Genomic DNA, 13,246 nt, shown 5'->3' on the forward strand with positions numbered 1-13,246 from the left:
CACACGGAGACCAACTATGATCAATCTCGAACTCCCCAAGAAGCTCCGGGCCAGCGCCAACCAGGCCCATCAGGTCGCCGCGGAGATCTTCCGCCCCACCTCTCGCAAGTACGATCTGGCCGAGCACGAGTACCCGGTCGAGCTGGACACCATGGCCGCCATGGTGGAGGGCCTGTCCGACTCCGGCGCGCAGGACATCTCCGGCGCCACCGGTGGCCGCAAGGCTCAGGAGGGTGAGGACGACGGCCACGCCACCGAACTGCTGGGCAACAGCAACGGCGGCAATATGTCCGCGCTCATGAACGCCCTGGAGACCTCGTGGGGCGATGTCGGCCTCATGCTCTCCATCCCCTACCAGGGGCTGGGCAATGCGGCCATCGCCGCCGTCGCCACCGACGAGCAGTTGGCGCGCTTCGGCAAGGTGTGGGCCGCCATGGCGATCACCGAGCCGTCCTTCGGCTCCGACTCGGCCGCGGTGTCCACCACCGCGGTGCTCGACGGTGACGAGTGGGTGCTCAACGGCACCAAGATCTTCGTGACCGCGGGTTCGCGCGCCACCCACATCGTGGTGTGGGCCACCGTGGACAAGTCCAAGGGCCGCGCCGCCATCAAGTCCTTCGTGGTGCCCCGGGATGCCAAGGGCCTCACCGTGTCCCGTCTCGAGCACAAGCTCGGCATCAAGGCGTCCGACACCGCGGAGATCCGCTTCGAGGACTGCCGCATCCCCAAGGACAACATCCTCGGTTCGCCGGAAGTCAATGTGGAGAAGGGTTTCGCGGGCGTCATGCAGACGTTCGACAACACCCGCCCGCTGGTGGCCGGTATGGCCGTCGGCGTCGGCCGCGCCGCCCTCGAGGAACTGCGCAAGGTCCTCACCGACGCGGGCGTCGAGATCTCCTACGACACCCCGCCGAACAACCAGCACGCCGCCGCCGCGGAATACCTCCGCCTGGAAGCCGACTGGGAAGCCGCCTACCTGCTCTCCCTACGTGCGGCCTGGATGGCCGACAACAAGAAGCCGAACTCCCTCGAGGCGTCCATGTCCAAGGCCAAGGCCGGCCGCATGGGCACCGACGTCACCCTCAAGGCCGTCGAACTCGCGGGCCCCCTCGGCTACAGCCAGCGCACCCTGCTCGAGAAGTGGGGCCGCGACTCGAAGATCTTGGACATCTTCGAAGGCACCCAGCAGATCCAGCAGCTCATCGTGGCCCGCCGCGTACTGGGGCTGAGCAGCGACAAGCTGAAGTAAGCACTGCGACAACGGCACCGGCGCGAGGCTTCGTCTCGCGCCGGTGTCCGCACAATGGGGCGGTGCTGACCTTCGACGTGCCCGGCCGGTTCTGGCGGGGGAATCTGCATTGTCATTCGGATCGGTCGGATGGGGCGTTGTCGCCGGAGGAGGTGTGTGGGCGGTATCGGGAGGCCGGGTACGACTTCGTGGCGGTGACGGATCATTTTCGGGCGGAGTACGGGTTTCCGGTGACCGATACGCGGGGGGTGCGCGATGGCGGGTTCACCACGCTGTTGGGGGCTGAATTGGAGGCGCCGCGAACGGAGTTCGCGAGTAAGTGGCACATTGTCGCGGTGGGGTTGCCGGTGGGGTTCGTGCCGCCGGAGCCGGGTGAGACCGGGCCGGAGTTGGCGCGGCGGGCGCGGGCGGCGGGGGCGTTCATCGGGATGGCGCATCCGGCCGCGGCGTTGCTGACCGTCGAGGATGCGGCCACACTCGATGCGGCTCATGCGGTGGAGGTGTTCAATTCGCTTGCCGCGCGGGAGGACCGGGGGGACGGTCTGCATCTCTACGATGTGCTGCTCGGGCGTGGGCATCGGCTCGACGCGTACGCGGCCGACGACTGTCACTTTCAGCCGCAGGATCCGCCGGGCCGTGACGCCTGGGTGCGGGTGCGGGCCGAATCACTCGATCCCGATGCGTTGCTGAGCGCGCTGAAGGCCGGGCACTACTACTCCAGTACGGGGCCGGAGATGCACGGCATCGAGATCGGGGACGGCCGGATCACGGTGCGGTGCTCGCCGGTGCGCAAGATCGTGGTGACCGGGTCGGTGCCTGGTGCGCAGTGGCGGGCGGGCGACGGGCTCACCGAATGTTCGCTGCCGCTGGACATGTTCACGCGCAGCCCGTTTGTGCGGGTGACGGTCACCGACGACGCGGGTGCGCGAGCCTGGAGCAATCCGATGTGGCGGCGGTGAGTTTCAGCGCACCGGGGTTGCGGGGCCGAGCGTCAGGCGCTGAACTCCTCCACCAACCGCCGATAGGTGTCGAAGGCGGCCTTGGGGCGGTAGTCGCTGGTCGTAATGCCCAGCTGCGCCATGGGTTCGGGCTGGGTGGAGTCCGCGTCGCGCAGGCCGAACAACTCGAGATGGGTCACGTGGTAGCGGCTTCGGACCGCCGCCACCGCGCGCACCAGGTGGTCGATGCTGTCGGCCTGATGTTCGGGGGTGCGCTCCGCGCCGGTGATGCTGCCGCACTCGCAGATGTGGATGGGCACGTGAGATCCGATGTGCGCCTTGGGCAGTGACTCCTCACGCAGCTGCCGGATGCCGTGCTTCACCTGCGAATCGATATCGCCGGGAGTGCCGTGCGGCGCGACCGGGGAGAAGGCGTCGGGGTACAGGGCCAGCCCCACATAGTCGACCAGATCGGCGAATTCGTGCGCGGGGACGGCCGCCAGCTGCTCCCAGAACGCCGCGTCACCTCCCATCCAGTCCGGCGACTCGGCTACCGAGAACCCGATGCGCACCGCGTCCAGGCCCACGGTGTCGAGTGCCTTGCGCGCGTGCGCCATTCCGCGTACCAGCGCCTCCACGACGCCGGGGGAACTGCCGTCGATCCACGGGATGTCGAAGTTGGGTTCCAGGGTGATCTGGAGGTAGCGCACGAGGCGTCCGTACCGGTCGATGGCCCGGTCGATGAAACGCAGCCAGCCCTCAACATCGGCGGTCACCGGCAGATAGCAGAGCACCAGATCCAGCTGCCGGTGCCCGTCCAGATACCACCGGTCCGGCATGGTCAGCTCACCGTAGACCCGGTCGGGATGCAGCACCGCCGCCCGCTCCGGATCCGGCGGCGTCCCCAGGTAGTGCAGGTACTCCCGCACCACGAACGGCGCGTCCCCCTGTAGCCGCCGCACCAGGTCCGAGATGGCGGCGCGGTCGTCGGGCGGCCCGGCCACCGTGCTGACCTGACCCGCCGCGTACACGCCGAAGAGCAACTCCGTGGATTCGGTCACCTGGTCCATGTAACCACCGGCGCTCCGCCACGGCTACGCACGCCTGGTCGGTGGACGCACCCGGCCGCGCTGTCCGATCTGACCGGATTCCTGTAACGCCGGTCACACTCCGCTGCTACGGTTGCGCCAATCGCAGGGTGTCGTGCGGTGGTGCACCGACACGACCACAAGTTCGGAGGTTGATCGAGATGGCCTCGATTCTGCACTCGGTGCAGCAGCGTTTGACCCACACCGGAGAGGTGATCAAGGGTCTGGGACGGTTGCGGGAGGTCGGCGTCAGCGATCCCCGCAACCCCATGGAAACCCTGCGAACCATGCGGGAGGCCAAGGTTTTCGGGCCGCAGGCCACCATGGTGCAGCATGCCGCGCGAGTCTGGCCGGACCGCCCGGCCCTGGCCGACGAACGCGGCGAGATGACCTACCGGGAACTCGACGAGGCGTCGACGGCGGTGGCCCGGGGCCTGCAGGCCATGGGCATCCAGCCGGGCATGGTGATCGGCATCCTGGCCCGCGACCACCGCGGCCTGCTGCTCTCGCTGGCCGCCGCCGGGAAGCTGGGTGTGCGCTCTGCCCTGATGAACACCGGATTCGCCAAACCACAGTTCGCGGAGGTGTGCGCCCGGGAGAACGTCAAGGCCGTACTGCACGACAGCGAGTTCCTCGGCCTGCTCGACGCCCTGCCGCCCGAGCTGCCGCGCGTGCTCACCTGGGTGGACGAGGGGCATGAGGTCCCGGCGGGGGCGACGACCCTCGACACGTTGGTGGCGGAGAATTCCACCGAGCGGCTGCCCGCCCCGGAGAAGCCGGGCGGCTTCATCATCCTCACCAGCGGCACCACCGGCCTGCCCAAGGGCGCCCCGCGCACCAAGGTCGGCCCGATCGGCACCGTGCAGATGGTGGACCGCATCGACTTCCCACGCCAGGGCACCATGGTGATCGTCTCCCCCATCTTCCACAGCACCGGCATGGGCACCTGGCTGGTCGGCACGGCACTCGGCAACAAGGTGGTGCTGGTCCGCCGGTTCGACGCCGAACGCACGCTGCGGCTGATCGACGAGCACAAAGCCGACATGCTGGTGGCGGTGCCGACCATGCTGCACCGCATGGTGGAGCTGGATCCGGCCGTCCGCGAGAAGTACGACACCTCCTCGCTGAAGGGCATCGTCATCGCCGGTTCGGCGCTGTCGCCCGAGCTCAGCGTGCGCACCCAGGAGGTTTTCGGGCCGGTGCTGTACAACCTGTACGGCTCGACCGAATGCGCGGTGGCGACGGTGGCGCGGCCGGAGGATCTGGCGAAGGCTCCGGGTACGGCCGGTAAATCACCGCTGACCTGCGAGGTCGCCCTGTTCGATGACGACGACAAGCGCATCCACGCCAAGAACGTCACCGGCCGCATCTTCATCCGTTCGGGAGCGCCCTTCGAGGGCTACACCGACGGGCGGCACAAGCAGATCATCGACGGCTACATGTCCAGCGGCGATGTCGGGCATTTCGACGACAACGGCCTGCTGTTCGTGGACGGCCGCGACGACGACATGATCGTCTCCGGCGGTGAGAACGTCTTCCCGCAGGAGGTGGAGAACCTGCTGTTGGAGCGGCCGGACGTCTTCGACGCGGCGGTGGTCGGCGTGGACGATGTGGAGTTCGGAAAGCGTTTGCGCGCCTTCATCGTCCCGGAACCGGGCGCGAGTCCGGACGCCGAGGAGATCAAGGCGTACGTGAAGGGCAATCTGGCCCGCTACAAGGTGCCGCGCGAGGTGGTCTTCCTCGACGATCTGCCCCGCAACACCACGGGCAAGCTGCTGCGTCGCGTGCTGGTCGAGTACGAGGTGTAGCCGAGGGTCACATTCCGAACGAATTAAGCGCAACTTGGGGTTACAGAGACCTGGGCCACAACCTTTCTGCCTGCGCTTGCTAGGCTGCAAGCGCACTGGATCTCGATGTCGCGGTCCACCGTCCGACTCGTCCGGCACGGTGATCGCGGGAATGGTTGTACCCATGTCAGTTGCCCGTCCGACGGCAAACAGCACGTTGAAAAAGGTCAGCGACACGGCGCTCAGCGTGAACGCCATGATGAAGCGGGGCCTGTTCAATCCACTGCGGCCCGATCACGCCGTCAAGTCCGCGCTGAACGTGCTCAAGTTCGGCCCGTTCGCCGGGGTGGTCATGCACGCCGCGCAGACCAACCCGCACGCCGCCATCATCGACGAGCGCGGTGAGCTGTCGGTCAAGGAGCTCGACGAGCTGTCCAACGCCTTCGCGCGCGGACTCAGCGCCCGCGGCCTGCGGCCCGGCGATGTGGTGGCGGTGCTGGCCCGCGACCATCGCGGCATGGTGCTGAGCCTGCTCGCCACCGGCAAGCTCGGGGTGCGCGCCGTCCTCATGAACACCGGCTTCGCCAAGCCGCAGTTCGCCGATGTCGCGGCCCGCGAACAGGTCAAGGCGGTACTGCACGACAGTGAGTTCTTCGAGCTCATGAGCGCCATTCCCGGGGACATTCCGCGCATCCTCACCTGGGTGGACGAGCAGGACAACGCCGATCCGGACATTCCCACCATCGAGTCGGTGTCACAGGGACAGTCCAGCGCGCCGATCGCACCCCCGGAGAAGCCGGGCGGCATGGTCATCCTGACCTCCGGCACCACCGGCACCCCGAAGGGCGCGCCGCGCGACAAGGTGAGCCCGTTCATCTCCGCCCAGTTCCTGGACCGAATCCCGCTGCCGCGCAACGGCACCATGGTGATGGCCGCGCCCATCTTCCACGGCACCGGCCTGTCGCAGTTCACGCTGTCCATCGCCCTGGGCAACAGGGTGGTCTTCCAGCAGCGCCGCTTCGACCCGGAGCTCACGATCGCCAATATCGTGAAGCACCGGGCACAGGGCCTGACCGTGGTGCCCACCATGTTGCAGCGCATGCTCGATCTGCCGCCGGAGGTGCTGGCCGAGTACAACCCGAAGGCATCCCTGCGCGTCATCTTCGCCGCCGGATCGGCCATCCCGCCGGACGTGGTCACCCGCAGCCTCGACTACTTCGGGCCGACGCTCTACAACCTGTACGGCTCCACCGAATGCGCGGTCATCACCGTGGCCACCCCGGATGAGCTGCGCAAGTCGCCGACCACCGCGGGCCGCCCGCCGGTCGGCATCACCCTCGCCCTGTACGACGAGAACCGCGAGCCCATCACCAAGCCGGGCGTGACGGGCACCATCTTCATCGGCAACGCGCACTCCTTCAAGGCGTACACCGACGGCCGCACCAAGGAGTTCGTGGACGGCCTCATGTCCTCCGGCGATGTGGGCCACTTCGACGCCGACGGCCTGCTGTTCATCGACGGCCGCGACGACGACATGATCGTCTCCGGCGGCGAGAACGTCTTCCCGCAGGAAGTGGAGCACCTCATCTCCAACCGTCCCGACGTATTGGAGGCGGCCGTGGTGGGCGTGGACGACCCCGCCTTCGGAAAGCGTTTGCGCGCCATCGTGGTTCCGGGGCCGGACTCCAAGCGCGATGCCCAGGAGATCAAGGATTTCGTGAAGGAGAACCTGGCGCGCTACAAGGTGCCGCGCGAGGTGATCTTCCTGGACGAGCTGCCGCGCAATGCCACCGGAAAACTGCTGCGCAAGCCGCTGGTCGACATGGAAGTCCCGGCGGAGTAATTCAGCGCGATCACACCATCGGCATCCCGGTGGGTAGCGGGTGTGAAGACCTCGATCCCGGGACCGCTATTATCAGCGGGTGAGTTTCGAGTCCGGCCGCTCTTCGGCGCATTTCCGCGGTGATGCCGCGGTATTGCGCGGTGGAGCGGCCGGTTCGATTTCCGGGGCGCTGGCCGTCGCCGCGCACGGCTGGGCCTCCGGCGCCATGGCCCCCGATTCCGGCGCGCTGACCCTGCTCATCGCGGGCTGCGCCGCCGTAGGCGCGCTGACCGCCGGGGTGCGCTCGCTGCGCACCACCGCCGTCGGGCTGGTGGGCGCGCTGGTGGGCGGACAGCTGCTGGGCCACCTCGCCATGTCGTGGGGCGCCGGGAGTGGGCATCACCACCATCAGTCGGTGTGGACGCCGTCCATGCTGATGGCGCATATCGTGGCCGCCATCGCCGCGGCGTTCGTGATCCTGGGCGCGGAGGCCGCCTATCGGATCGTCACCGCCGTGGTGGCGCGGGTGCTGCCCGTGCCCGTCGTGCTGCCGGTGCTCGCGGGTCCGCCCGCCCTGCCCATCGAGCACCGCGATCGGATCGTGCTGCGGGTCTTCGCAACCGACGCGCTGCGCACCCGCGGGCCACCCGTTCTCGTTCGAGGCTGATTCTCCTTTCTTCCCCGGCACACGGACTTTCCCGTCCGTGTGATCGCGCTGTCCGCGAATGCCGATGCGGCATGCGGTATTCCGCGCGCCGGGGCTGCCCCTCGAACAGAAAGTCCGCTAGTGACCACCACGGAAAGCGGTGTCGGGACGACACCGCCTATTTCGCCTACCCCGGAAACGGATTCATCCGCCGAATCCGCGGGTGGCGGTAAAAAGAAGGCAAGCGGCGCATTTCAGGCGCTGATGCTGCGACTGCATTTCTACGCGGGCGTTTTCGTCGCCCCGTTCATACTGATCGCGGCCGTCACGGGCGCGCTCTACGCCATTGCCCCCACGCTGGAGAACATCACCAACCGGGGACTGCTGCACACCGATTCGACCGGACCGGTCAAGCCGCTCTCGGACCAGATCCGCGCCGCCGCCGCGCAGCAGCCGGACCTGGCGCTGGCGGCCGTCGCCCCGGCGCAGGGCACCGGGGACACCACGCGGGTGATCTTCACCGATCCGACGCTCGGGTCGTCCGAACGACGCGCCGTCTTCGTGGATCCGGTGACCGCCGAGCCACTGGGCGACAGCGTCGTCTACGGCAGTTCGGGCGCGCTGCCCATGCGCACCTGGATCAGCCAGCTGCACAGCGACCTGCACCTCGGCGAACCGGGTCGCCTCTACAGCGAGCTGGCCGCCTCCTGGCTGTGGGTGATCGCCCTGGCCGGGCTGGTGCTGTGGATCCGGCGGGTGCGGGCACGGCGCGAGCGCCGGTCCGCGCGCTGGCTGCTGTGGCCGGATCGTTCCCGCCCGCGTGGCCGTTCGCTGAATTGGCATGCGGCCGTCGGCGTCTGGATTCTGCCGATCGTGCTGCTGCTCTCGGTGACCGGTATGACCTGGTCGACATACGCCGGTGAGAACATCAAGAAGGTCCGCGAGGAGATGAGCTGGACCACCCCGGCGGTGAGTGCGAAGCTGCCCGGCGCGGCGGCGACGTCCATGCCCGCCGGTGAGCATTCCCACCACGCCATGCCGGATCCGGCGGCGGTCTCGCCATCGGACAAGGCGATCGAGCAGGCCGATCTGGTCTACGGCGTGGTGCGGGCCAACGGCATCGAATCGCCCGTGGAGATCAGCATTCCGGCGGCGGAAGGCGTGGCGTTCACCGCCAAGGAACGCCGGATGCCCGGGGTGCTCACCGTCGACTCCATCGCCGTGGACGGTGCGACCGGTGAGGTCACCGACGAGCTGCGGTACTCCGACTGGTCACTGGCCGCCAAACTGACCAACTGGGGCATCCAGTTCCATATGGGCCTGATGTTCGGCCTGCTCAACCAGTTGCTGCTGTTGGCCGTCATGGTCGGGCTGATCACGGTGATCGTGCGCGGCTACCTCATGTGGTGGCGGCGGCGACCGACCAAGGACGCCAAGGCATTCGCCGTCGGCAAGGCTCCGCGGCGCGGGGCGCTGCGGCAGACGCCGCCGTGGCTGCTGCTGCCGTTCGCGGTCGCGGCCGTGGTGGTGGGCTGGTTCGCTCCGCTCATCGGGCTCAGCGTGCTCGGCTTCCTCGTCGTGGACGTGGTGGTCGGTCTGATCGCACGCCGCCGCGCCTCGGCCTGACTCGATTCCGACTTCACCGCAGCGACACGGCATCCGCGCCGTGCCGCCGGTGCGGTCCACCCATTCTCAGGGTCTCGTCGCCTGTTCACCGGCATGGAGGCGGCGCGCTGGACCCTGCGCGACTACCGAAGGAATACACCCGATGAAGATCAACACGTTCGCCGCCACCTCGGCCCTGCTCGTCGCCGCCCTCGGCGTCGCGACCGGCACCGGCCACGCCGAAGCACCAAGCGGTCCCGCGCCGGTCAACGTCTCCTACCAGGCGCACGAGCGGAGCCTGACGCTCTCCACCGATATCGGTTCGCTGGAGGTCGCCGACGGCGCGCTGGCGATCAAGTCGGCCGACGGCACGGTCATGGCGGGCGCTCCCCTCCAGGTGCGGGTGGACGATTTCGTCTTCCCCATCGCCGCCGAGATCTCCGGCCGCAGCGCCACACTGACACCGCAGCTCGATCGCGACCACGCCGTGTACCAGCCCGTCGCCCTGCCGTTCGAGGACAAGGCCGAATTCAAGAACGAATACGACCGGGAGAAGGCCGCCTGGTCCCGTATGACCTCCCGGATCGGTCTGGCGGGCACCCTCTCGGGTCTGACCACCACCGTGCTCGGTGGTCTCGTCGGCTGCGCCCTCGGCGCGGTCACGGCCGGCGTCGTCACGGGTGTGGTCGCGACCCTCTTCGGTGTTGGACCGGTCGTCGGCTGCCTGGTCGGCGCGGCCGCGGGGGCGAGCCTCATCGGCATCGCGGGCACGGTGCTGATCACCGCCCCGGTGGCGGTGGCGTCGATCATCGACTACTTCAACACCATCAACGCACCGCTACCCCAGCCCGCCGACTAGCACGACCCGACCCCGCCCGGCCCGACCGGGCGGGGTCACCGCTCATCGGCGGGGATCCTCGGGCCACTGCTCGGCCAGCCGCACCGCGTCGGCGGCGTTCGACCACGCCACCCCGCAGCCGAGCTGGGGGCTGTGCCGCACCGCGAGCAGCGCCACCAGCGCCGCGACCAACCACGGCCACAGCAGTCCGGCCGGCTCCGCCGGTCCGTACCGCGTCGATGCCCGCCAGGGTCGGGTGGCATCGGCGATCTCCCGGGCGTGATCGGCGATCAGCACGCGTCCCAGCAGCACCGCGGCCGCCGACGCCAGCAGTGCGACCGCCGTCGACCACCGCGCCCACCGCCCCGGTCCGCCGGTCGATTCTTCCCTCACCGGCGGTGACCCTACCCATTCATCGCGCGTTCGGCCGACCGTCCGCGATCCCGAGAGCGGCCGGCCGGTCCGGGGCACGCCGTCGATCCGCGACGGACGCGTATTGTTCATACTTTTCTGTATACAGAATCTGATGTAGCGTTCGAGTATGGAGACTCTGCTGCACTCGGATGCCTTGGCTCGGTTCGGGCACGCGCTGTCGGATCCGACGCGTACCCAGATCCTGTTGAGCTTGCGGAGCGGCCCCGCATATCCGTCGGAGATGGCGGAACGCATCGGGGTCTCGCGGCAGATTCTGTCGAATCACCTTGCCTGCCTGCGGGGATGCGGGCTGGTGGTGGCGGTGCCGGAGGGGCGGCGCAATCGGTACGAGCTTGCCGACCGGCGTATCGCCGCGGCGCTCGGGGATCTGCTGGGTTTGGTGTTGGCGGTGGACCCAGCGTGCTGCCCCGCCGCCGAAACCCAGGACTGCTGCTGAGAACACGGAAGCGAATGCGACGATGAGCGACGCCTGCTGCGGCATCGACGACGGACCCGACGAGCACGGGACCGCGGGACCCACGGGGACCGGAACCGCGGGACCCGCCGGGGGTGAACGCCCGCGGCGGTTGTGGCAGGTGCGGGAACTCCGGCTGGCCGGTGCGGCGGGGGTGCTGCTGCTCGGCGGTTTCGCGGCGGGCTGGTCCGGCTTCGAGTCCACGGCGGTCGCGGCGCACCTGGCCGCGGCGGCGGTCGGCGGGGCGACCTTCGTGCCGGGAGCGGTGCGGGCGCTGCCGCGGCGGCGGATCGGCGTGGCCACCTTGATGACGATCGCCTTGGTCGGGGCACTGGCGCTGGGGCAGTTCGCCGAGGCGGCCATGCTGGCATTCCTGTTCTCCATCAGCGAAGCCCTGGAGGACTATTCGCTCGCGCGCACCCGGCAGGGGTTGCGGGCGCTGCTCGCCCTGGTGCCGGAACGGGTGCGGGTGCTGCGCGATACGCACGAGACCACCATCGAACCCGGTGAACTGCGGGTCGGGGACCTGATGCTGGTGCGGGCCGGTGACCGGATCGGCAGCGACGGCATTGTGCGCGAGGGACGTTCGAGTCTGGATACCGCCGCGGTGACCGGGGAGTCGGTACCGGTGGAGGTCGGCCCGGGGGACGCGGTGTTCGCCGGGTCGATCAATGCGCACGGCGCGCTGGTGGTGCGGGCGACCGCGACCGTGGCGGACAATTCGCTGGCCAAGGTCGTCCGTGTGGTCGAGGACGCGCAGCGGCACAAGGGTTCCCGGCAGCGGCTGGCCGACCGGTTGGCTCGCCCGCTGGTACCCGCCGTCATGGTGCTCGCCGCCGGAATCGCCGCTCTCGGCGCTGCTTTCGGCGATCCGGCGCTGTGGTTGGAACGCGCGCTGGTGGTGCTGGTCGCCGCCGCCCCGTGTGCGCTGGCCATCTCGGTGCCGGTCACCGTCATCGCCGCGGTCGGCGCCGCCACCCGGCTCGGGGTGCTGGTCAAGGGCGGTGCCGCACTGGAAGCGCTCGGCGCGGTGCGCACGATCGCGCTCGACAAGACCGGCACGCTGACCCGCAATCGGCCCACGGTCGTCGAGATCGTGCCCGTCGCGGGCCATTCCCGCGCCCGGGTCCACACCCTCGCCGCCGCGCTGGAGGCGCGCAGCGAACATCCGCTCGCCGCCGCGATTCTGGCCGACGCACCCGCATCCGCCGTACCCGCACGGGACGTCACCACGGTGCCCGGCGCGGGCATCGAGGGCACCGTCGGCGGGCGGGCGGCCCGCCTCGGCAAACCCGGCTGGATTCCGCCCGGCGCGCTCGCCGAACATGTCGATCGACTCCAGGACGCCGGTGTGACGGTCGCGCTCCTCGAATACGATCACACCCTGATCGGATTGGTCGGCATCCGTGACGAGCTGCGCCCCGAGGCCGCCGAGACCGTCGCCGCCCTGCACCGGGCCGGAGTGCGGGTGGCCATGCTGACCGGCGACAACACCCGCACGGCGGCCGCGCTCGCCGCACGGGCGGGTATCGACGACGTCCGTGCCGAACTGCGCCCCACCGACAAGGCCGAACACATCGCCCGATTGCGCCGGGAGCGCCCCGGCGCGGTCGCCATGGTCGGCGACGGCGTCAACGACGCCCCCGCCCTGGCCACCGCCGATATCGGAATCGCCATGGGAGCCATGGGAACCGATGTCGCCATCGAGACCGCCGATATCGCGCTGCTCGGGCACGATCTGCGGCAGCTGCCGCGGGCCGTGCACCACGCCCGCCGCGCCCGCGCGATCATGCTCCAGAACATGGGCTTGTCCGCCGCGATCGTGCTGTCGCTGGTCCCGCTCGCCGCCACCGGCGTCCTCGGCCTGGCCACCGTGGTCGTCATCCACGAACTCGCCGAGGTCTTCGTCATCGCCAACGGCATCCGCGCCGCCCGCCTCCCCGGCACACCGGCACTCCGCCCCGTCGACACCCCGGCCGTTCCACCCGCGGCGACCGCGCCGAGCTGCGACTGCTGCGCCGCACCCGCCCGCACCGACCTCACGCTTCTCGCGCCGGACCGGAAGTCCACGCTGCCCCACTGAATATCGCCCACCGGCGACCACGACTATTCGCGCACGGCCGCAACCTCGGCACGATGCCCGAAACGGTTGTCGGCATAGGGGTCGGCACCACAGGATGTGGGTGATGTCGAGCAGTTCGGCGAGGGTTGCCGCCCCGCCACGGCGCGCTCGACTTCACGGCCAGAACCACTGTGCCACAACGGTCACATTGCTCGATCGCACACCGGACCACGCTGCGCTGATAGTGACGGGAATCCGCGACTACCGCCGTTCCGCCGCGGTCCGTTCCGACAGCGGCGTGACATTCCGTGCCGGACACCCG

General features: G+C 69.3%; 11 protein-coding genes. 9 read left to right on the forward strand and 2 right to left on the reverse strand.

Annotated elements, in window-relative coordinates; translation table 11 throughout:
• The first annotated feature begins 16 nt into the window (after positions 1–16).
• Both QMO76_RS04745 and QMO76_RS04750 read left to right on the forward strand, forming a co-directional pair.
• Positions 17–1,249 carry an acyl-CoA dehydrogenase family protein gene (locus tag QMO76_RS04745; protein WP_306359932.1) on the forward strand — a complete coding sequence of 411 codons (1,233 nt, stop codon included), beginning with the start codon at positions 17–19 and terminating at the stop codon, positions 1,247–1,249.
• 62 nt (positions 1,250–1,311) lie between these two features.
• Positions 1,312–2,208, forward strand: coding sequence for a CehA/McbA family metallohydrolase (locus QMO76_RS04750; protein WP_306359933.1), 897 nt, complete (start codon positions 1,312–1,314; stop codon positions 2,206–2,208).
• A 32-nt stretch (positions 2,209–2,240) separates the two neighbouring features.
• On the opposite strand, the gene QMO76_RS04755 is transcribed toward QMO76_RS04750, so the two are convergent.
• Positions 2,241–3,248, reverse strand: a complete 1,008-nt coding sequence (locus tag QMO76_RS04755) for a hypothetical protein (RefSeq protein ID WP_306359934.1) — start codon at positions 3,246–3,248, stop codon at positions 2,241–2,243.
• A gap of 188 nt (positions 3,249–3,436) precedes the next feature.
• On the opposite strand from QMO76_RS04755, the gene QMO76_RS04760 reads away from it, so the two are divergent.
• The 5 genes from QMO76_RS04760 (at position 3,437) to QMO76_RS04780 (ending at position 9,994) form a co-directional block, all read left to right on the forward strand.
• Positions 3,437–5,083 (forward strand): acyl-CoA synthetase, encoded by a 1,647-nt coding sequence (locus tag QMO76_RS04760; protein WP_306359935.1) that lies wholly within the window; start codon positions 3,437–3,439, stop codon positions 5,081–5,083.
• A gap of 163 nt (positions 5,084–5,246) precedes the next feature.
• A complete protein-coding gene (locus tag QMO76_RS04765) occupies positions 5,247–6,905 on the forward strand; it encodes an acyl-CoA synthetase (RefSeq protein ID WP_306359936.1) in 1,659 nt (552 codons plus the stop codon).
• 79 nt (positions 6,906–6,984) lie between these two features.
• Positions 6,985–7,551 carry a hypothetical protein gene (locus QMO76_RS04770; protein WP_306359937.1) on the forward strand — a complete coding sequence of 189 codons (567 nt, stop codon included), beginning with the start codon at positions 6,985–6,987 and terminating at the stop codon, positions 7,549–7,551.
• Between the two features lie 243 nt (positions 7,552–7,794).
• Positions 7,795–9,156 (forward strand): PepSY domain-containing protein, encoded by a 1,362-nt coding sequence (locus tag QMO76_RS04775; protein WP_306359938.1) that lies wholly within the window; start codon positions 7,795–7,797, stop codon positions 9,154–9,156.
• A 142-nt stretch (positions 9,157–9,298) separates the two neighbouring features.
• A complete protein-coding gene (locus QMO76_RS04780) occupies positions 9,299–9,994 on the forward strand; it encodes a hypothetical protein (protein WP_306359939.1) in 696 nt (231 codons plus the stop codon).
• A gap of 42 nt (positions 9,995–10,036) precedes the next feature.
• Here QMO76_RS04780 and QMO76_RS04785 read toward each other — a convergent pair whose 3' ends face one another.
• Positions 10,037–10,366: a hypothetical protein gene (locus tag QMO76_RS04785; RefSeq protein ID WP_306359940.1), complete on the reverse strand. Its 330-nt coding sequence runs from the start codon at positions 10,364–10,366 to the stop codon at positions 10,037–10,039.
• 148 nt (positions 10,367–10,514) lie between these two features.
• Between QMO76_RS04785 and QMO76_RS04790 the strand changes: the two genes are divergently transcribed.
• On the forward strand, positions 10,515–10,844 hold the full coding sequence (locus QMO76_RS04790; protein ID WP_306359941.1) for a helix-turn-helix transcriptional regulator: 330 nt from the start codon (positions 10,515–10,517) through the stop codon (positions 10,842–10,844).
• A 22-nt stretch (positions 10,845–10,866) separates the two neighbouring features.
• Positions 10,867–12,945 carry a cation-translocating P-type ATPase gene (locus QMO76_RS04795; protein WP_306359942.1) on the forward strand — a complete coding sequence of 693 codons (2,079 nt, stop codon included), beginning with the start codon at positions 10,867–10,869 and terminating at the stop codon, positions 12,943–12,945.
• Positions 12,946–13,246 lie beyond the last annotated feature (301 nt).

It is taken from the genome of Nocardia sp. CC227C, assembly GCF_030767025.1.
In the GTDB taxonomy this organism is placed as follows: Bacteria; Actinomycetota; Actinomycetes; order Mycobacteriales; family Mycobacteriaceae; genus Nocardia.

What these genes read in the sequence shown, in the direction of transcription:
- QMO76_RS04745 (WP_306359932.1), top strand. Translation starts at nt 17, where the DNA reads ATGATCAATCTCGAACTCCCCAAGAAGCTCCGGGCCAGCGCCAACCAG.
- QMO76_RS04790 (WP_306359941.1), top strand. Translation starts at nt 10,515, where the DNA reads ATGGAGACTCTGCTGCACTCGGATGCCTTGGCTCGGTTCGGGCACGCG.
- QMO76_RS04795 (WP_306359942.1), top strand. Translation starts at nt 10,867, where the DNA reads ATGAGCGACGCCTGCTGCGGCATCGACGACGGACCCGACGAGCACGGG.
- QMO76_RS04765 (WP_306359936.1), top strand. Translation starts at nt 5,247, where the DNA reads ATGTCAGTTGCCCGTCCGACGGCAAACAGCACGTTGAAAAAGGTCAGC.
- QMO76_RS04780 (WP_306359939.1), top strand. Translation starts at nt 9,299, where the DNA reads ATGAAGATCAACACGTTCGCCGCCACCTCGGCCCTGCTCGTCGCCGCC.
- QMO76_RS04775 (WP_306359938.1), top strand. Translation starts at nt 7,795, where the DNA reads ATGCTGCGACTGCATTTCTACGCGGGCGTTTTCGTCGCCCCGTTCATA.
- QMO76_RS04760 (WP_306359935.1), top strand. Translation starts at nt 3,437, where the DNA reads ATGGCCTCGATTCTGCACTCGGTGCAGCAGCGTTTGACCCACACCGGA.